The sequence below is a fragment of the Lunatimonas lonarensis genome, assembly GCF_000390185.1.
Classification (GTDB): Bacteria; Bacteroidota; Bacteroidia; order Cytophagales; family Cyclobacteriaceae; genus Lunatimonas; species Lunatimonas lonarensis.
The window spans coordinates 88216-107278 of record NZ_AQHR01000049.1 but is presented as its reverse complement, the minus strand read 5'-3'; the positions used below and the strand labels follow the sequence as shown (position 1 = coordinate 107278).

Below are 19063 nucleotides of genomic sequence, written 5' to 3'. Positions count from 1 at the left end.
TTGGGTCTTAGAATGTGATGTTGATACCTCCGGTAAAAATTCGTGGTTGTGGGTAATTGCTGTGGTCGGTACCATAGGCAATACCATCACTGGACATTGCGTTTACTTCCGGGTCATATCCGGTATAGGAAGTAAAGACAAAGGCATTCTGTACGGTGGTATATATCCGCATATTGTTGATCTTCAACCTGTCGGTAATCGTATTGGGGAGCGTGTAACCCAAGGTAATGTTTCTAAGCCGGAAGAAAGAGCCGTCTTCAACCCATCTGGTAGATACCGCCGCGTTATCCAAGCTGCCTGGTGATGGACGAGGTACGTCGGTAATATCACCTGGCTGACGCCATCTCCGGGTCCAAGCCCTGTCGCCGTTTCCACTAAGGTTGAAGCCTGAAAACCGGTAGAAGGCGGTGTAGTTATACAACTCGACCCCGCCCACAAATTGACCCATTACGCTGAAGTCGAAATTTTTGTAGAAAAAGTCGTTGGTGATCCCTCCAAAGAGACGGGGGTTGGGATTACCGATTATTTGCCTGTCCTGTTGTCTTGTTGGAGGCCCTAAGGTTCCATCGATCCGCTCGAAGTCGATCAAACCGTTTTCTGGGTTGACGCCATGCATTACCCAGCCAAAAAAGGAACCTAGCGGCAAGCCCTCTCTAGCAATGTTGAAGTTGCCTATACCTCCAAGGATATCTCCCTCCGGAAGGGACATCACTTCGTTTCGGTTGAAGGTCATGTTCAACGAGGTGTTCCAAATAAACTCTCCCGTCATGTTTCTTGATTTGAGTTCAAACTCAAAGCCCCGGTTTTGGATTTCACCCAAGTTGGTGAAGGTATTCATGTAGCCGGAGGTTCGGGGGATTTGAACCCGAATCAGCAAATCACGGGTGTTTTTTACGTAATAATCAGCCAATACACTGATGCGGTTGTTGAAAAGAGAGAAGTCAACGCCCAAGTTTATTTGCTCTGTCGTCTCCCAGCCCAATTCACCGCTTCCATACACATTGGGGAGAAATCCCGGCTGTTGGTTATATACCTGCCCACCGGAGAACAGAATCTGATTCACGTAGTTCGGGATCTCTTGGTTTCCGGACAAGCCCCAACTGGTTCTAAATTTCAGGTTTTCAACCACACCGTTGCCCCGAAGGAAATCTTCATCCCCCATTCTCCACGCGAAGGCGACAGATGGGAAATGTCCGTACCGGTTAAGAGCTCCAAATCGAGACGATCCGTCGATTCGATAGTTTGCCGTAAACAAGTATTTGTCCTGGATGCTATAATTCACACGGGAGAAATACGACAGGATACTCCATTCCTGTACAGTCGCGTTCGCGCCGGTAATGATACCTCCGGCACTGATGATGGGGATCTCATTAAAGGGGAAATTCGATCGTCGGGCATCCGTAAACGAAAACTGGGATTCCTGCACAGACATACCTAAGATCGCATCGATTCGGTTGTTTTCGTTTAGCTCTTTCTGGAACTGGAAATAATTTTCGTTCAGCCACAATTGGTCTTTGGTGATCCGGCTACCGCCTAGTCCTATGCCTTGATTGAAAACTACGCCGTTCGGGGGCAAGAAGAAGTTTTCTTCAATCGTGCTCAAGTCTACCCCGAAATTGGTCTTAAACACCAAGTCTTTCGTGATTTTGTAGGTCAAGCCTGCATTGGTCAAAATCCGAAGGTTTTCCGCAGTGTTGGTTGGAAGCGTAAGCCAAGCGACCGGGTTTTCACGGGAAGTTACCTGCGGATCAAAAGCCCAGTTTCCGGCAGCATCTCTGACGGGTATTGTAGGGGGAGTCACCAATCCGTTTCTGATCGGCGCGGATCGGGAGTTCTCCTCTTGAATCCGACGGTTGAATGAGTTGGTCAGGTTTACATTGGCATTGAACTGCACCCGGTCACTGTGTTGGTGATCCAGGTTAAGCCGGAAGCTGTACCGATGGAATCCCGAGTTTTTGATCGTCCCCTCTTGGTTGTAATAGCCAAATGAGGTGTAATATTGGGTTTTGTCGCTACCGCCTGTTGCCGATACTTCGTAGTTTTGGATGGCGGCTGTTCGGAACGTTTCACGCTGCCAATCGGTATCGATAGACGTGTCCAGTAAGGCAGGAAGCGGAGATCCTCCCTGTGGTCTGAAACTCCACAGGTCGGTGATGTAATCTACGTATTCCTCTGAATTCATAAACTGCAGCCACCGTTCCCTAGGAACCTCGGAAAACCCTGCATAAGCATTGACGCTCACCCGGCTTTCATTCGCACGGCCCCTCTTGGTCGTAACAAGTACCACTCCATTGGACGCCCTTGCACCGTAGATTGCTGTGGCTGCTGCGTCTTTTAGGATTTCAATGGAAGCGATATCGCTTGGGTTGATAGAAGCTAGGATGTTGATACCCTGATCGGCACCACCAAAGTTGAAATCCTGGCCTCCAATGAAGTTTGTGCTACTGTTTACAGGTACCCCGTCTATCACGTACAGCGGCTCGGAACTAGCGTTTATCGACGTCGTTCCCCGAACCCGGATACTGATCCCACCGCCAGGTGTTCCGGAGTTTTGTGTGACCTGAACTCCACCCGCTTTTCCCTGAATAGCTTGGGTCAGCGATGGGAGCGGATCCTTCTCAATCTGGTCGCTGCTTATAGAGCTGACCGCACTGGTTAGGCGTTTTCGGTCCATGGTACCGTACCCGACCACGACCACTTCATCAAGACTTTTTTGTTCTTCCCGCAAAGAAATTTCGAATCGGGTTTGATTTCCGATCGTCACCTCTTGCGTAGCCATCCCTATAAACGAAAAAACCAACGTTCTGCCGGCCGCAGGTACGTTGATCCTAAAGTTTCCGTCTACATCAGTCACCACCCCGGTGCCTGTCTCTTTTACCATGATACTCACCCCGGGCAGGGGCTGCCGGTCCTCGTTGGATAGAACCTTTCCCGTAACTTCTGATTGCCCATAGCTCCACCCTTGCGTAAAGACTATTAGGGCAAATAGTAGAATGATTTGCTTCATAGAGATGATAGTTAAATTGGTTTATATAATTTGTGTGTCCGAAAGTATTCAAAAAAAAATTAATATGAAAATATCTGATTTAATTATTGATATAAAGGTCTATTTATTGATTAAGTGCACCTTCTTTTTGAGGATAAACGGCAAAAAAAGAGGGCTTCTCCCACAGGAAAAGCCCTCTTTTTGGTCAGGGGAAAAAACTGGTTACTCCGAATCTGCGTAGGCTTCTACCGGTACACAGCTACAAATCAGGTTTCGGTCGCCGTAGGCCGAATCGATCCGACGTACCGACGGCCAAAATTTGCTTTCCCTTACATAATCTAACGGGAAGGCTGCTTTTTCCCTTGAATAGGGCAGGTCCCAGTTTTCAGCTATGACCATGGTTGCGGTATGGGGTGCGTTCTTAAGTACATTGGAGTCTTTGGGGAAGATTCCGGATTCTATTTCCCTGATCTCGTCGCGGATAGCGATCATGGCATCACAGAACCGGTCCAGTTCAGCGAGGGATTCCGATTCGGTGGGTTCTACCATTAAGGTTCCAGCCACGGGAAAGGAAACGGTCGGTGCATGGAATCCATAATCCATCAGTCGCTTGGCTATATCCTCCACCTCGATCCCAAAATCCTTAAAACTCCGGCAGTCTAGGATCATTTCATGCGCCGCACGATTTTGTTTGCCTGTATAAAGGATAGGATAATGGCTTTCCAGTCTGGACTTGATATAGTTTGCGTTTAGTATCGCAATCTTGGTGGCCATGGTCAGCCCTTCTCCACCCATCATGGCAATGTAAGCATAAGAAATAGGAAGGATGCTCGCACTTCCGAAGGGAGCAGCCGAAATAGCTGAAATGGCATGGTCCCCACCAGTACTTACAAAGGTGTTTCCCGGTAGGAATGGCTTTAGGTGTTCTGCTACGCAGATAGGCCCCATACCGGGGCCCCCACCGCCATGGGGTATACAGAAGGTCTTGTGAAGGTTCAGGTGGCAAACATCGGCACCGATACGCCCAGGGCTGGTCAGGCCTACCTGCGCGTTCATATTGGCCCCATCCATGTAGACCAAGCCCCCAAAGTCGTGGATCGTCTGGCATATCTCTTGGATGGCTTCCTCAAAAACACCATGGGTAGATGGATAGGTCACCATGAGTCCCGCCAGGTTGTCTTTATGGGCCTCTGCTTTCTCCTGAAGGGATGCCAGGTCAATGTTTCCTTTGTCGTCGCAGGGCACAAGGACTACTTTCATGCCGGCCATCACAGCCGAAGCCGGGTTTGTACCATGGGCTGATGTGGGAATCAACACAATGTCACGGTGGCTTTCGTTTCGGTGGTGGTGATAAGCCCGAATGACCATCAATCCGGCATACTCGCCTTGGGCACCCGAGTTGGGCTGGAGTGATGTGTCGGCAAATCCAGTTATCTCATTTAGCCAATTACGAAGGTCGTGAAAAAGCTCATAGTACCCGGCTGCCTGATCTTGGGGGGCGTAGGGGTGCAGTTGTCCAAATTCCGGCCAGGTTACGGGGATCATTTCGGCTGTGGCATTCAGTTTCATGGTGCAGGAGCCCAACGAAATCATGGAATGTACCAACGAGAGGTCTTTTGATTCAAGCCGTTTTATGTACCTGAGCATTTCGTGCTCTGCATGGTACCGATTAAATACCTCGTGCGTCAAGTAGGCACTTTGCCGTATAAGTTGATCGGGAAGAGGCGACATCAGTTCAGCATCCGTATCAAGCGCTACCAAGGAGGAGCCTTGGATGCTTTTTGCAAAAACGTCCAAAATATCTCGCACGTCTTGTATGCCCTTGGTTTCGTCAAAAGCAATGACGATGGACTCTTCGTCGTATCGGAAGTTCATCTTTTGGGAAAGGGCAAAGGCACGCACCTTCTCCATAAGCGAGGGCTTCACGGGAATCTTGATGGTGTCGAAAAATGCGTCGTTTGCCACATTCAGCCCCAGACCCTTCAGCCCGCTAGCAGTTAACACGGCCAGCCCATGTATTTTGGAGGCAATTTCTTTCAGACCTTTTGGGCCGTGATATACGGCATACATGCCTGCCATGACCGCCAGCAGCACCTGGGCGGTACAAATGTTTGAAGTGGCTTTTTCCCTTTTGATATGTTGCTCTCTGGTCTGAAGGGCCATTCGGTAGGCTCGTTTTCCGGCCTTATCCACAGATACACCGATGATTCTGCCCGGAATTTGGCGTTTGAACGCGTCTTTTGTTGCAAAAAATGCTGCATGGGGCCCGCCGAATCCCATTGGGATCCCAAACCGCTGGGTGGTTCCTACCACGACATCCGCCCCCATCTCTCCAGGAGATTTCAATAGCGTAAGGCTTAGCAAGTCCGCCGCAAAGGCAGTCATAACCTCTTGTTCTTTTGCGCTGGCCACGAGAGAAGTATAGTCGATCACTTCGCCGTCGGCATTTGGATATTGTATCATGACCCCATAAAGCCCTGGATCGGTAAGATCCAACTCGGACAATGGGCCAATTTTCAGTTCAATCCCCAGAGGCAGCGCTCGGGTCCAGAGAAGGTCACGTGTATGGGCAAAAACCTTTTCGTCAACAAAGTAGGTATTGGCCTGTTTTTTGGACCGGGGCCGGGAGGCAAACAGCATGGTCATGGCCTCGGCTGCGGCGGTTCCTTCGTCCAAAAGGGAGGCATTCGCAAGTTCCATTCCAGTAAGGTCCACGACAACCGTCTGGAAGTTGATCAGTGCCTCCAGTCGTCCTTGGGCGATCTCTGCCTGATAGGGAGTGTAAGCGGTGTACCAGCCTGGATTCTCCATGATATTACGGAGAATGACACCCGGCACGATCGTGTCATGATAGCCCAGACCGATGAAGGATCTAAAAACTTTGTTCTTCTTGGCCAATTTGTGAAATTTCTTCAAGAAGTCATCTTCTGACAGCGCATCCGGTAGGCGTAAGGGTTTTTCCAGTTGGATATGCTTGGGGATCGTTTGATCGATAAGCTCGTCCAGGGATGAAGAACCGATCCGGTCCAACATTTTTTGAACGTCTTCCGTAGAAGGAGCTATGTGTCTGTGGAGGAATTTAGTGGATGGGTGTAGATTAATTTTCATAGAAGCGGAAAATATGATTAATTTTGACGGCTGTCATCTTGGTTCCCAAATTGAAGGCACAAAGTTAGAAAATAAATAATCGGAAAGATTGTTTCCACATGCAAATCGCAAGTGTTTTGGTTTCACCAATTTTGGCATCTTGCATCCTGAAAAAGTAAGTGATTAACCTCGAAATAGGTTCCAATTAAACCCCCAAATTAGTAATGGTAAAAAATAAGTATGTATTAGGGTGTGTGATCGCCCTGTTTATGTCATTTAGTGCAAGCGCACAGCTGGCCGATCCGGTAAAGTATGCGTCCACGATTTTGGTGGAGGACCTGGAGAGGCACCTGACGTATTTGGCTTCGGATGAGTTGGAAGGCCGGGATACAGGAGAAAAAGGGCAGAAACTTGCGGCGGAGTACCTTAGGGATTTTTATCGGTCACTGGATCTTAAAGGGCCGGTTGACGGGGACTATTTTCAGAAGTTTAAGCTTTCGAGTGTGCTTTGGACCAACGTATCCCTTCAGGTAGGAAGAAAAAAACTGGTTGAAAACGAAGATTTTGTATTCATCGGCGATGGAGATATGAGAAGGCCCTCCAAGGTGGACCTGGTGTTCTTGGGCTTGGCTACTGATGAGAATCTCGCAAAGGTTGACGTAAACGGAAAGTTGGTGGGACTTTGGGCGATCGGTGAGCGAACCGCCTCCTTTGCAGACAAGATAATGGAAAAAGGAGCCGCCGGCATCGTCGTCGTCACCATGGAGGGGCAGGCAAATTTCGATCGCTTGGCCAATAGGTATAAATCATTGTCAGGCCGGGGCAGGTTAGGGTTCGATAAGCCAACAGATCAGCGTCCCATTTTTATGGTGAGTTCAGATAAAATGTCCGAGCTTTTTCAGACGCCCGTGGAGGAGTTGAAAGAAGCGGCAAAAGGCAGTCCCGAATCCGTGAAAATGCAGCAGGCTACCTTTCAGGTGACAAAAAAGAAAAACTGGGTAGACACGGAAAATGTGATGGCCTACATAGAAGGTACCGACAAAAAAGAGGAGGTGCTGGTGATTTCATCCCACTATGACCACGTTGGCGTAAACAGTAAGGGAGAGATCAACAATGGTGCGGATGACGATGGATCCGGTACGGTGAGCGTAATGGAAATAGCGGAGGCCTTTGCACTGGCCGCGAAGGATGGCTTTAGGCCCAGAAGATCAGTGTTGTTTTTGAATGTAACGGGAGAGGAAAAGGGACTGCTTGGCTCGGAGTATTATACGGACAACCCGATTTTCCCCCTCGAAAACACCATCAACAACCTGAACATAGACATGGTGGGACGTATCGATTACGAGTACGAGAATCAGGAGAACCAGGACTATATCTATGTGATCGGATCTGAGATGCTGTCTTCCCAGCTTAAAATAATAAGCGAATACAACAACATCACCTATTCAAACCTGATCCTGGACTACCGATACGATGCAGAAGACGATCCCAACCGTTTTTACTACCGCTCGGATCATTATAATTTCGCCAAGCACAACATCCCTGTGATTTTTTATTTCAATGGCGTGCATGACGACTACCATCAGCCTACCGATACGGTGGACAAGATTGAGTTTGAATTGATGGAAAAAAGGGCAAGATTGATCTTTCATACGGCATGGGATCTGGCAAACCGTGAGCATAGAACACCGGTGGACCGTGTAAATACCCGTACAGATCGCTAAAGATCGAATTCTTACCAGAAAGCCCCGACCGACTCAGTATCCCTGACGGTCGGGGCTTTTTGTTTTTGGGGAATGGTTTTTTCGCTATATTTATCCATTGATAAACCGATACCCTGCATTGATTATGAACAACGACCTCTTTCCATCTTTCGTATTCCGCGTATTTATAGCCCTGTTTACCGTTTTTGGCGTTCATTCGGCCTGTGCCCAGACGGTACAGGATAGGGCAGTGCAGATCAAAACGGCCGTTATGGCGGCACCCGAGGGTACCCGTGAGGGAGCCAAGGTGTATGGGTACGATGCGAATGGCAAATTCGTAACGCTTAGGAACGGCTCAAATGAAATGATCTGCATCGCGGATGATCCCTCCGCCAATGGCTTTAGCGTTTCCTGTTACCACCGGGATTTGGAGCCTTTTATGGCAAGGGGCAGGGAGTTGAAAGATCAGGGAAAGAGTTTTAAGGAGATTTTTGACATCCGGGAGGAGGAGGTGAAGTCCGGCAAACTGAAAATGCCGAAGGACGGAGCCACGCTCTATGTGCTTACAGCCTCTGCGGAGGATTTTGACCCTGCCTCTGGAGAGGTGAAAAATCCCTACCTAAGGTATGTCGTTTATATCCCTTGGGCCACGCAGGAGAGCACTGGCCTACCGCTCAGCCCGGAGTCTCCGGGTATGCCTTGGATCATGGATCCCGGCACGCACCGGGCACACATCATGATCAACCCCCCGAAGAATTAGGGACGGACTTCAAGTTTCGGTAAAAAAAGTGTTCCAAGTGGCGGGCATTTGTTTTCCAGTAGGTTATTTCGTAGGCCATTGCAAATGGCATAAAAACAATAATGTCTATAAAGGAGATTAGAAATAGTAGGGTATAGACGGTTCTATGCCTAGATGGGGAATTGGATCATTCTCCATGATACGGTTAAAGTTGATTTGGTCTGAAAAGAAGACAAGTGGCTATGGACCTTTTATTTTTCGAATTTCATCAGCTAAAACAGGAATGTTCTTTTGAATTATTCCCCACAACATCTCAGGTTCAACTGTGTCGTAAGCGTGCGAAATAATATTTCTTAACCCAATGATGTTTTTAGAAGCTGTAATTTGAAGGGCCGGGTTGATCTCCGTCATTTTCCGTGTCGCCTCTCCGATGATCTCTAAATCCCGCTCAACTGCCCGCTGCAAAATGATATCATCAGAAAAATTTTGGAAGTCATTTTGGGTTTTTTGCTTAATAGATTCAATCTCCTCAATAACGCTTTCAATATCCAATACATATTTGAGTAGTTTAAGCTGCATACAAATTCACTTTTGACTTATAAATCTGTTCTTTTAAAACGGGGTTCTTAAGTGATTTGCTGGACAAGAGATCTACTTTTCTATTCAGAATTTTTTGGAGCTGATCTAACAACGAAAAGTAGTTGTCGGCATATTCCAGGACATCAATTTCATCAGAAAATTCAACCAGTAAATCTATATCGCTGTCTTCATGCATGGCATTTTTTGCAGCTGATCCAAATAGAGAAATTGCCTCAACGTGATGTTGCTTACACGCTGCAATTATTTCATCTAGTTTATTTTGAATCAGTTCAGGCATAATTCAAAGATAGTTGAAATTTAAAATAATACCTACGGCCTCTTTTACAGGTACTGCAATCAATATGCCGATCTGGGGTCTCGCCAAAACCGAAAAGGATGGGTTTTTTGAGCCGATCCAATTCTTATGGCGGAATTCCATCGTTTTTGGAAAAGGTAGCGTAGAGGCGAATTCGACCCCGTCGGGGTCGTGCCGTGGATTTGATGTGCGTATGCTATACACATACGATCCCTTTGGGATCGTGGGGTGATTGGGCATTATGGATGGACGTTCCTCAACAGATTTGACCTGGGCAATGCATGTGGCGTTAGACTGGATGAATGTTTGACAAGGTAAGACCTCGGAGAGGTCACATGTTTATAGCCTGGATTTGATACAAAAATACCACGACCCCGGTGGGGTCGTACTAGTTGCGACCATAATGGTTTTGGAGCATCATCAAGTCTCGGACGAAAAGTGTTCCAAATGGCGGGTATTTGTTTGACAATAGGTTCTTTCGTAGGCCATTGCAAATGGCATAAAGAGGATTACGATGGCAAGGGAGGTAGGAGATAGTAGGGTGTAGGGGATTCTATGCCCAGGTGGGGGAAATAGTAGCGTTTAGAGGACTCTATGCCCATCTGGGATCCAGAAGATGGTCAGATAGCGTTATCTTTGAGTTTTTCGGAAATAAAGACCTTGATCAGGCTTTGCCGTGTGATCCCCAGTTTTTGGGCAGCCCGATCAAGTTCTACGACCATCCACTCCGGGAAGTCAACACTTACCCTACGGGCCTTTAACCCTGGCTTGGTTCGTTTATCTGTCTTTAGGTAAGGAACTATATCCTCCCCGTTTTCAAATTTCTCGTCAAATTCAACTGCTGAAATAGATTTCTTTTTCATTTTCCCTTGATTTTCTGACCGATATAATTCGTATCTTATTATTCCTAATGGTATAAACGGCTGACCATATATTATCATCTAATTTTGCAATAAGTAAAAATCGCTTTTCATCTATTGTTCGTGTTCAAATGATGAATCTAAAACTACACGGAGCTAGAGGAGCTTACTAATTGGGGTTTTGGAGCCATTTTCAAATCTCGGCCAAAAAGTGTTCCAAATGGCGGGTGTTTGTTTGACAATAGGTTCTTTCGTTAGTCATTGCAAATGGCATAAATAGGATTACGAGCGCAAAAGAGCTAGGAGATAGGAGGGTGTATTGGATTTTACACCTAGGTGGGACTTACCGAGGAAGCAAAGGCTGATTTAGTTCGAATTCACAAGGACTGCGTTTAACGATTTGGTGAAGCCTAAGCTGAAAAATGCTTTTTTTGAATTTTTTGATGAACGTAAATTCGCCGCTTCGACCATAGCAATTCACTACATCTCCTAAGTAGATCTGATTTGCCTACTGTTGGTGTAGAAAATTACAGAAAACGTTATATTTGTAGCCATGAAGCTGGATGAATCAAAAATAGCAAGCATCAAAGCGTACTTAAAAACCCGACCGGTTTTGAAAGCATACCTGTTTGGTTCATATGCCCGAGGGGAGGCAGATATGCAAAGTGATATAGATATATTAGTTGATTTGGATTACACGAAAAAGATCGGTTTGGAATTTATTCAGATGCAAATTGATCTCGAAAAGATATTGGATAAAAAGGTCGATTTGGTTTCTTCAAACGGCTTGTCCAAATATATCAAACCGCTGGTAGATCTTGAAAAAGAACTGATTTATGCGAAGTAGGCTTGGAGACCGTGCTCGTTTGAATCACATCCTTGATGCCATTTCTGAAATAGAAGCCTATTTACAAAATGGGGATTATGAAACGTTCTTGAAATATTCGATTTCAAAACGATTACCTATTGTAACTGGATCCATTGGCTGAGGCTTTGTCAGTTTCTAAATGAAGTCATAAAGAAATTGATTTGTCTTTCGTAACTTTAGGATAGCGATAAATAACATTAAAAAATGGAAATAAAGCTTAATATTCGATTTGAGGAATTGGCTAAATTGGCGAATCAATTGTCATTACCAGAAAAGCAGCACCTTATTGCCATACTGCAGAAAACCACCCAAAAAAGCAAAACCCAAAAGGGGGAGCGGGAATTGGGTAAATACAAAGGTAAAATTAAAATGGAGGATGATTTTAATGCACCCTTGGACGAGTTTAAGGATTATATGTAATGAGGTATTTATTGGACACACAGATTTTGTTGTGGATTTTTGGTGAGTCAGATAAATTAACCGCTACAGCTACCGATATAATTAAAAATAAAGAAAACGATTTGTTTGTAAGCAAAGTCAGCTTTTGGGAAGTGGCAATTAAAGTCAATATCGGTAAATTGAAGTTACCTTTTTCATTTGAAGAATTAGTGAGAGAGACGCTGTCTAACGACATTGAAATGCTGGATATAGAAATGAACCATATTAATAAAAATGTCCATATCCCACTTTATCACCGTGACCCTTTTGACAGATTGATTATTAGTCAGGCGATGGTTGAAGAACTGCCCATTATTTCTAGTGATGCCCAGTTCTCAAATTACAATATAACGATAATTTGGTAACTTAATTAATTTATTCGGAATTCTAGCTTTACCACCCATGGCATTTTAACCATATAGAAGAAAAGAATTTCTTTATGGGAGCGGGGTTTTCCAAGAGAGAGACCTTTTTGCGCTTCAGGGCAAAGACCATCCGTTTGGACCACAACCACGTTTTAGGAGAATTCGACCCCGTCGGGATCGTGTCGTGGGTTTGATGTGTGTATGCTATAAACATTCGATCCCTTCGGGATCGCGGGATGATTTGGCCTTGTGGATGAGCCTAAGTCTACAACAGGTTTGCCATAGGCGATATTTGTGGCATTTGGCTGGATGAATGTTGTTGTACAAGGAAAGACCTCGGAGAGGTCACATGTTTATAGCCTGGATTTGATGCGAGAAGACCACGACACCGGCGGGGTCGTATTATTTGCGACTACAATTGTTTTGGGGCCATCTTTAAATCTCAGCCAAAAAGTGTTCAAAATAGGTGGAGTCTTTTTGCTAATAGGTTATTTCTTAAGCCATTGCATATGGCTCTAAGAGGATTACGAGCGCAATGGTGGTAGGAGATAGTAGGGCGTAGAGAATCCTACACCCAGGTGGGTGAATTCCTAGGATGCCGATTATAAGTGACGTTGAAAGTCTTGTTGCTGTCCTAAAATACGCACAATCATAATCTTCGATTCGGAGTGCAAATAGAAAATGCTGTGGGATTTATAGTTGTATCGTTTAAGGTGTGGGGAAAAATGTGATGCGTCTCGCCCGATATCAGGACTAGTAGCGATTTTTTCCAGGCAGTTGATCAACTCCTCAAAATAAACGAGGGTTTGTTTTTCCCCCCATTTGCCTAAAGAGTAATCAGCAATAGCGTCCACATCTTCATCTGCCTTGACAGATAAAACGTAATTAGCCATGCTTTTGTCTACCGGTTTTTCCCAGCGCTCTTTTCTTGGCGAGCGTTACGATTTCTTCTGCGGTCCTGATTTTAGGACTTAGACCACTCTCGAGTCCTTCTTGAATAGCCGCTTTGGTAAGTAAAAACTCCCTGTTTTGCTCTTCATCTTTCCGAACCAAATACCGCAGGTATTCAGCTTCGGTTTTATACCCGCCCTGCTTTACTGCAAAATCAATATATCGCCCTAAGGTTTCGCCGAAATCGATTGTTTTTTTACCCATAGTTGCTTTAAATTTAACATCTTTTTAGTGTAATCCCAATTTTGCTGAAAATATGGATTTGTCGGAAGGGTTACAAACTAGTCGGTATCTGTTTTATAATATATTCTTTCGTAAGCCATTGCAGATGGCATAAATGGGATTACGGCTGCAAAGGAGATTAGAAATAGTAGGGTGTAGAGGGCTCTATGCCCATCTAGGACCCAGAAGTTAGTTTGACAGCGTTTTCTTTGAGTTTTTCGGAAATAAAAACCTTGATCAGGCTTTGTCGCGTGATCCCCAGTTTTTGGGCAGCCCGATCAAGTTCTACGCCCATCCACTCCGGGAAGTCAACACTTACCCAACGAGTGAAGGAGCATTCGACCCCGTCGGGGTCGTGCCGAGGATTTGACGTGCGTATGCTATAAACATACGATCCCTTTGGGATCGCGTGGTGATTAGGCCTGGTGGATGAGCCTAAGTCTACAACAGGTTTGCCATAGGCTATATTTGTGGCAATTGGCTGGATGAATGTTGGACAAGGTAAGACCTCGGAGAGGTCACATGTTTATAGCCTGGATTTGATACAAGAATACCACGACCCCGGCGGGGTCGTATTTTTCGTGACCATAATGGTTATGAAGCATCACCAAATCTTGGACGAAAAGTGTTCCAAATGGCGGGTATTTGTTTGACAATAGGTTCTTTCGTTAGCCATTGCAAATGGCATAAAGAGGACTACGATGGCAAAGGAGGTAGAAGATAGTAGGGTGTAGCCGATTCTACACCCAGGTGGGATGAAAAATGTGGCAGCACAGAAAAAACGAAAACCCCGGCTCTGCCAGGGTTTTTCAATCCAGTCTTTTAAAGAGTTCTTGTAGTTTTTAGCAAAGGTAATATCTTGGAAAGCTTAAATTCACTTCCTTCAACAAGTTAAGTTTAGAAAACCCTCCCAGTTGGGGAAGATTGAAATAGTTGCTAGGCGTATTTTTGAACAACAACTTTCCATCTAAATAAACTTGAAATTCAAATAAATACGTTATTTTTTAATCAATCTGGGCAGGTTCCCCAAACTGGTTTGTAATTTATAATTAAGGGGCTATCAACAGAAAATTCAACTGGCTCATTTATAATGTTTTTTACACACCAATTGGATATATCTTGATTAAAACTTGAACGTTGAAACATGTTATCCATATTTTCAACTTGGCGAACATTCCAATTACCTATCGGCTGATTAAATTGCGCACCAGAAAACATGCCTAACATATCTGTAACATTGCTCACATCCCAATCTCCAATAGGTTGATTAAATTGTGTGTTTTGGTCAAACATAAATCTCATATTTGTAACATTACTTACATCCCAACTTTCGATTGGTTGGTTGAATGGTGATCTATTAAACATAGCTCGCATTCCTGTGACATTACTTACTTCCCAATCTGAGATATCTTTGTTAAATGGAGAGCCACTAAACATGCTAGACATCTCTATAACATTGCTAACGTCCCAGTTTCCAATTTCTTGATTGAATTGAGAGTTAAGGAACATACCAGTCATATCTGTAACGTTACTCACATCCCAGTTTCCTATTGGTAGGTTAAATTGAGAGTTACTGAACATACTTGGCATATCTGTGACATTACTCACATCCCAAGTTTCTAAGGATTGATTAAATGAAGAGGCATTGAACATCGATCTCATATTAGAAACACTACTCACATTCCAAGCCTCTATTGGGTGATTAAATGGAGATCTATCAAACATAAAACTCATATTTTTAACATTCTTGACGTCCCAATTTCCTATTGGTTTATTAAAGGGGGAATTGCTGAACATAAAATTCATATCTGTAACATTACTTACATTCCAATTACCAATAGGTTGATCAAATACTGAACTAGAAAACAAATTCGACATGTCAATCACCTTACTAACATCCCAGTTCCCGATAGGCTGGTTAAATGAGGAGCCGTTAAACATAGCTCTCATATCTGTAACATTACTTACATCCCAATCTCCTATATCTTGATTAAATGGAGAGTCAGCGAACATCAAATTCATATCTGTAACATTGCTCACATCCCAATCTCCGATTGGTTTATTAAATTGAGAGTTTATAAAAAACATACCAGACATATTTACAACGTTACTAACGTCCCAATTTCCTATTGGCTGATTAAATTCATTAAATATAATATTGCTACCTTCGATAGTTCCAGCGAATAAGTCACTCATATCGGTGACCAATGAGGTACATAACCTAGTCATGTCAGCCCCTTCATTCCTGCGCTGCCTCACTAGTTCATTGTCCACAGATTCATATTCGACACCATCAATGATGCCCTTATCACCAGGGTTTGTTTCAGGGCACATGCATGTTATTCCGTTTTCGTGAAGAAAGAAACTTGTTACCTCTTTGAATCTTACTACAATATTTTTTTCACTATCTACGGTGACGGTTTGAGGAATACTATTTCCGCTTATATCACCTCCCCAACTTTCAAATTCCCAACCAGAAGCAGGTACGGGCGTTAATTCCACAGTAGTTCCGTGGGGGTACTCCCTACCAGATGGATTGGTTATGATTTCTTCAATAACGCTTCCTTCTCCTTCGATAACTAAATTCAAAGGGTATTCCCTTTTTACAAATACCGCAACAACTGACTTGTTTGAATCCATTGTAAGTGTCAGGGGCGAATTTGCGCCACTTGCATCTCCATCCCAATGTTGAAATATCCAATGATCATTAGCTATCGGATTCAAGTTGACAACTTGACCATTTTCATATCTATCCAATTGCGGATTGATATTAATGTCTCCAGCTTCTATTGGTGAAACGGATGTGTTTAAGGAGAAGGTAATACTAGGCTCTTCCTCATTACATGAACACAAAGCTATAAAAAAAAGACCGAGTAAATGAATGAATCTTTTCATGATTACTTATAATTTATTTTTTTATATTTATTTGTTGTTACGATTTGAATACTGGATTTGAAAATTGAATTAGGTGTTTAATAAATACCTTGTAGGGGTAGGGCACCTGTGCCAGGATCCTCACAACCAGATTCTCGAATACCACTTCATTCATCAATTGCCGGTTAAGCCGGTAGGTGTATTCGTTGATATAGGGTTGCAGGGCCACTACTGAATGGTGGGTTCCCCTAACCCAGGCCTTGAACATCCTAATCACACGGTGCATGGCACCAAAATTCTCTCCCTTTTTGCCCGACTTTTCACGCACCGGGTTGGGAAACTCATTCTCCATCCCTTTGTAACCGGTCCAGCAGTCCGTCTTCACCAGTGGATCTGCTGCTATATGGTCCCGCATGAAGCTGCCCAGATTGGCCTTGGATGCCGATTCGATCACCCTGCCATACCAGCGAGACACGCCTCCCCGCACCTTTTCGATCCCGACTACCACGATCCTCTTTTTCCCTTCCTTTCTGCAAAATATTTAACTCAACAATTTTTTATACAGACCAATTTTATTACCTTTTAAAACTATACATAACAGAGACGCCAAACTTTCTTAATGGGTCGTAGTTTGCGGAGAATAGGATATGCTTATTGTAAATAAAATATACCCTGCTAAGGAAGGAAAGGCTGGTTTGGTTAGGTCTGATTGCACCGAACTCTACTCCGACGATTTCGGCAATATACCCCCCAGCGGTAGCGGAAACACCCAGCTCTTCGGTAAAATTGTAAAAATAGGTCGTGGCAAAGGTAAAGGATGGCCGTAACAGTTCTTTTGACCTCGATTTCCCGATAACCAAGCTAGACGGCATGGTCTTAAACTGGAAGAAGTCGACCGACTGTAACTCCTGAGCACCTGTAAAGCCTAATCCAAAAAATGTTGTATGGTTACTTTCTAGGTAATCTTGTATGGAATTTACTTTTTCAGTTATGTTGGTTGTTGAGGTGTGAACTTGTTGGGTCAATACTTCAATGTTCTTAATGTAATTCAGATTCTGAAGTAAATTTGCATTTACTAGTCGCAATGAGAAATCCATTCGTAGGGTAGATTTCTTGATAAAATCGACTTTATCTATAAGTATAGCGGAAATTTTGTTGTGAAAGTTATTGTCTTTTATTAGATCAACCTTTCGTATAAACCTATTTATTTCGGTTATAAGAAGAGCATACTTGTTGTTTCTTTTCTCTGAAATATTTTTAGTTATTATTCCTTCGGGCTCAGACAATTTCCCACTTAGTCGTTCAAGGTTCGGAATAATTTTGTTCCATCTTGACAATCTGCACCTAGAAATATCAGTTTCAGTAGGTTGAATCAAATTGCTTAATTGCAGAATTTTTGCTTTGCAGGTATTAAAATACGACTCTTGAAATATTCTGTCATCAAGTTGATTTCTATCCCTAAAAGAAAATTCGTAAATTTTAAATGCTGAAACCATTTCTACCAATTTATCTATTTCATTTTCGATATGGCTATCTCTCGAAATTTCAAAATATTGTTGACCTTCTATTTTGAGAGTGAAGCAGGTAAAAACTAACATCAAAGGAAATAGCTTATTCATTTTTTTTCTTACTTTTGCAGATAATTTTCCTTATTTTTTTGTTATCACTTGTTTTTCTATCTGGAGGCGGTGTTCCCATTATTATAGGTAATCCTATTTTCGTTTCGTATTCAGATAGATTTCTCCATCTTACCACGTTTTCATTTTTATTAGGATTATAAAATCGGTGTTGAAAATACTGCTGCTCTGACCAAATTGCTTCCAAATATTTTTCAATATTATCATTTTGAGGTAAAGTAATATTAATATCCATAATTTTGGGTTTATCCTTTTTAATATTTAAGAAAGGACTATCAACAATGTCTTTATCAAAATTTGTAGAGTAATAGGCAGGAACGATTAAAATTGTAAATAGGATAATTAACTCCTTTAATGAATTTAAGTACTTTGTGAACTTATGTTTGTTATTTATAATTTTATATTCAATATTTATTATTTCTATTTGTTCGTATTCTGTCCACTTGTATAACAATATATAATATGATAATGTTAAGCATAACAAGCCTAATAACAATATATTGACGCCATTAAAAATTACATATTTTATATACTTATTCCATTCTACATTGTGGTTTTTAGTTTTATTTAAAAATGTTTCACTGTATTCTAACGTTTGATATATTTTATTATTATAAATCTTGTTGCTATCGGATAAAATCAAAATAGCTTCTCTTAGGTAAATCGTATCGTTATCTTTTTGAATATAATTATAAATATCATCTGATTCTTTAAATATATCCTCTTTTAAGCCTGGCGGATTTTCGTTAAAATCATTTATTAGATCATTATTAAAATATATATATATTCCAGAAATGACTATTATTAATATTGTGATAAAAATTGCTTCAGATTTTATATTTAACAAATAATAATTACTTTTATTGATATTTTTTATTTTATGGAGATCAGTATTAAAATTTTTATTATATTTATAGTTAATTACTAATAATATTGCAATTAGAGTTAATATTATTATTAATGCAAAAATTATTAAAATACCGTAAGGTATAAACAAGAAGATTATAGGAGGAATTAATAAAAATGTATATAATGGCATTAAATAGAAATTTAATTTATATATAATTAAATCCTTAAACTCCCTATTTAGCAGTGATAATAATCCAAAAATCACTAATATAAGAAATGGAAGTATAAAATATATGAACACAAATATTAAAAATGAAATTTTTGTATTAGTATCAAATATATTTCTTATATTTTCTATTATATAATCTTCAAATAATAAAAATGGTATTAGCGTCACTAAAAATATCCCAATAGTTTTTTTTATTTCATCTTGAAATAGCATCGTTTTTATTTTATTTAATACCCTGAATTTAACCAAATTTAAATTTGGATTCTAAAATTATATGTTACTATTTATTTAATTTAATTATCAATATTGAAATACTGGATATAAATATATTAATTTTATATATATTTTATTTTTATTATA

The 19063-nt window shown here is 42.2% G+C and carries 17 protein-coding genes; 5 read left to right on the top strand and 12 right to left on the bottom strand.

Going from position 1 to position 19063, the window contains the following annotated elements:
- Nucleotides 1-7: 7 nt before the first annotated feature.
- Nucleotides 8-3007, bottom strand: a complete 3000-nt coding sequence (locus ADIS_RS07815; RefSeq protein WP_010853874.1) for a SusC/RagA family TonB-linked outer membrane protein — start codon at nt 3005-3007, stop codon at nt 8-10.
- 201 nt (nt 3008-3208) lie between these two features.
- Complete coding sequence (gcvP, locus tag ADIS_RS07810) at nt 3209-6094, bottom strand: aminomethyl-transferring glycine dehydrogenase (RefSeq protein WP_035805169.1); 2886 nt, start codon at nt 6092-6094, stop codon at nt 3209-3211.
- 203 nt (nt 6095-6297) lie between these two features.
- Here gcvP and ADIS_RS07805 point away from each other — a divergent pair, with 203 nt between their 5' ends.
- Both ADIS_RS07805 and ADIS_RS07800 read left to right on the top strand, forming a co-directional pair.
- Entirely contained in the window at nt 6298-7797 is a 1500-nt protein-coding gene (locus tag ADIS_RS07805) for a M28 family peptidase (RefSeq protein WP_010853872.1), read from the top strand.
- A gap of 124 nt (nt 7798-7921) precedes the next feature.
- On the top strand, nt 7922-8536 hold the full coding sequence (locus tag ADIS_RS07800) for a hypothetical protein (protein WP_035805167.1): 615 nt from the start codon (nt 7922-7924) through the stop codon (nt 8534-8536).
- Nucleotides 8537-8755: 219 nt separating this feature from the next.
- On the opposite strand, the gene ADIS_RS07795 is transcribed toward ADIS_RS07800, so the two are convergent.
- The 4 genes from ADIS_RS07795 to ADIS_RS23695 all read right to left on the bottom strand — a co-directional run bounded on the left by ADIS_RS07795 (nt 8756) and on the right by ADIS_RS23695 (nt 10343).
- The gene (locus ADIS_RS07795) at nt 8756-9094 is read right to left on the bottom strand and encodes a HepT-like ribonuclease domain-containing protein (protein ID WP_010853870.1); all 339 of its coding nucleotides are present in this window, start codon (nt 9092-9094) and stop codon (nt 8756-8758) included.
- A complete protein-coding gene (mntA, locus tag ADIS_RS07790) occupies nt 9084-9392 on the bottom strand; it encodes a type VII toxin-antitoxin system MntA family adenylyltransferase antitoxin (protein WP_035805166.1) in 309 nt (102 codons plus the stop codon). Before mntA ends, ADIS_RS07795 begins: the two co-directional genes overlap by 11 nt.
- A gap of 638 nt (nt 9393-10030) precedes the next feature.
- On the bottom strand, nt 10031-10273 hold the full coding sequence (gene brnA / locus ADIS_RS07785; protein ID WP_010853867.1) for a type II toxin-antitoxin system BrnA family antitoxin: 243 nt from the start codon (nt 10271-10273) through the stop codon (nt 10031-10033).
- Nucleotides 10245-10343, bottom strand: coding sequence for a BrnT family toxin (locus ADIS_RS23695; RefSeq protein WP_394330310.1), 99 nt, complete (start codon nt 10341-10343; stop codon nt 10245-10247). The genes brnA and ADIS_RS23695 overlap by 29 nt, the downstream gene beginning before the upstream one ends.
- 480 nt (nt 10344-10823) lie before the next feature.
- Between ADIS_RS23695 and ADIS_RS07780 the strand changes: the two genes are divergently transcribed.
- From ADIS_RS07780 to ADIS_RS07770, 3 genes are all read left to right on the top strand, one after another.
- Nucleotides 10824-11117: a nucleotidyltransferase family protein gene (locus ADIS_RS07780; RefSeq protein WP_010853866.1), complete on the top strand. Its 294-nt coding sequence runs from the start codon at nt 10824-10826 to the stop codon at nt 11115-11117.
- Nucleotides 11118-11342: 225 nt separating this feature from the next.
- Nucleotides 11343-11558: a DUF2281 domain-containing protein gene (locus tag ADIS_RS07775; protein WP_010853864.1), complete on the top strand. Its 216-nt coding sequence runs from the start codon at nt 11343-11345 to the stop codon at nt 11556-11558.
- A gap of 11 nt (nt 11559-11569) precedes the next feature.
- Nucleotides 11570-11941 carry a type II toxin-antitoxin system VapC family toxin gene (locus ADIS_RS07770; protein ID WP_162141566.1) on the top strand — a complete coding sequence of 124 codons (372 nt, stop codon included), beginning with the start codon at nt 11570-11572 and terminating at the stop codon, nt 11939-11941.
- A gap of 602 nt (nt 11942-12543) precedes the next feature.
- On the opposite strand, the gene ADIS_RS07765 is transcribed toward ADIS_RS07770, so the two are convergent.
- The 6 genes from ADIS_RS07765 to ADIS_RS07735 all read right to left on the bottom strand — a co-directional run bounded on the left by ADIS_RS07765 (nt 12544) and on the right by ADIS_RS07735 (nt 18916).
- Entirely contained in the window at nt 12544-12834 is a 291-nt protein-coding gene (locus ADIS_RS07765; protein WP_035805165.1) for a type II toxin-antitoxin system RelE/ParE family toxin, read from the bottom strand.
- Complete coding sequence (locus ADIS_RS07760; RefSeq protein ID WP_010853862.1) at nt 12827-13096, bottom strand: ribbon-helix-helix domain-containing protein; 270 nt, start codon at nt 13094-13096, stop codon at nt 12827-12829. The genes ADIS_RS07765 and ADIS_RS07760 overlap by 8 nt, the downstream gene beginning before the upstream one ends.
- A 1026-nt stretch (nt 13097-14122) precedes the next feature.
- Nucleotides 14123-16009, bottom strand: a complete 1887-nt coding sequence (locus tag ADIS_RS22275) for a BspA family leucine-rich repeat surface protein (RefSeq protein WP_010853858.1) — start codon at nt 16007-16009, stop codon at nt 14123-14125.
- 37 nt (nt 16010-16046) lie between these two features.
- Complete coding sequence (locus tag ADIS_RS07745) at nt 16047-16529, bottom strand: transposase (protein WP_081634886.1); 483 nt, start codon at nt 16527-16529, stop codon at nt 16047-16049.
- 34 nt (nt 16530-16563) lie between these two features.
- Entirely contained in the window at nt 16564-17607 is a 1044-nt protein-coding gene (locus ADIS_RS07740) for a hypothetical protein (protein WP_035805162.1), read from the bottom strand.
- On the bottom strand, nt 17600-18916 hold the full coding sequence (locus ADIS_RS07735) for a hypothetical protein (RefSeq protein WP_010853855.1): 1317 nt from the start codon (nt 18914-18916) through the stop codon (nt 17600-17602). Before ADIS_RS07735 ends, ADIS_RS07740 begins: the two co-directional genes overlap by 8 nt.
- Nucleotides 18917-19063: the final 147 nt, after the last annotated feature.

Bases quoted from the DNA above. Each gene is read 5' to 3' on its own strand.
- brnA (WP_010853867.1), bottom strand. From the start codon at position 10,273: ATGAAAAAGAAATCTATTTCAGCAGTTGAATTTGACGAGAAATTTGAA.
- ADIS_RS07735 (WP_010853855.1), bottom strand. From the start codon at position 18,916: ATGCTATTTCAAGATGAAATAAAAAAAACTATTGGGATATTTTTAGTG.
- ADIS_RS07780 (WP_010853866.1), top strand. From the start codon at position 10,824: ATGAAGCTGGATGAATCAAAAATAGCAAGCATCAAAGCGTACTTAAAA.
- ADIS_RS07765 (WP_035805165.1), bottom strand. From the start codon at position 12,834: ATGGCTAATTACGTTTTATCTGTCAAGGCAGATGAAGATGTGGACGCT.
- mntA (WP_035805166.1), bottom strand. From the start codon at position 9,392: ATGCCTGAACTGATTCAAAATAAACTAGATGAAATAATTGCAGCGTGT.
- ADIS_RS07800 (WP_035805167.1), top strand. From the start codon at position 7,922: ATGAACAACGACCTCTTTCCATCTTTCGTATTCCGCGTATTTATAGCC.
- ADIS_RS07795 (WP_010853870.1), bottom strand. From the start codon at position 9,094: ATGCAGCTTAAACTACTCAAATATGTATTGGATATTGAAAGCGTTATT.
- ADIS_RS07805 (WP_010853872.1), top strand. From the start codon at position 6,298: ATGGTAAAAAATAAGTATGTATTAGGGTGTGTGATCGCCCTGTTTATG.
- gcvP (WP_035805169.1), bottom strand. From the start codon at position 6,094: ATGAAAATTAATCTACACCCATCCACTAAATTCCTCCACAGACACATA.
- ADIS_RS07775 (WP_010853864.1), top strand. From the start codon at position 11,343: ATGGAAATAAAGCTTAATATTCGATTTGAGGAATTGGCTAAATTGGCG.
- ADIS_RS07760 (WP_010853862.1), bottom strand. From the start codon at position 13,096: ATGGGTAAAAAAACAATCGATTTCGGCGAAACCTTAGGGCGATATATT.
- ADIS_RS22275 (WP_010853858.1), bottom strand. From the start codon at position 16,009: ATGAAAAGATTCATTCATTTACTCGGTCTTTTTTTTATAGCTTTGTGT.
- ADIS_RS07815 (WP_010853874.1), bottom strand. From the start codon at position 3,007: ATGAAGCAAATCATTCTACTATTTGCCCTAATAGTCTTTACGCAAGGG.
- ADIS_RS07740 (WP_035805162.1), bottom strand. From the start codon at position 17,607: ATGAATAAGCTATTTCCTTTGATGTTAGTTTTTACCTGCTTCACTCTC.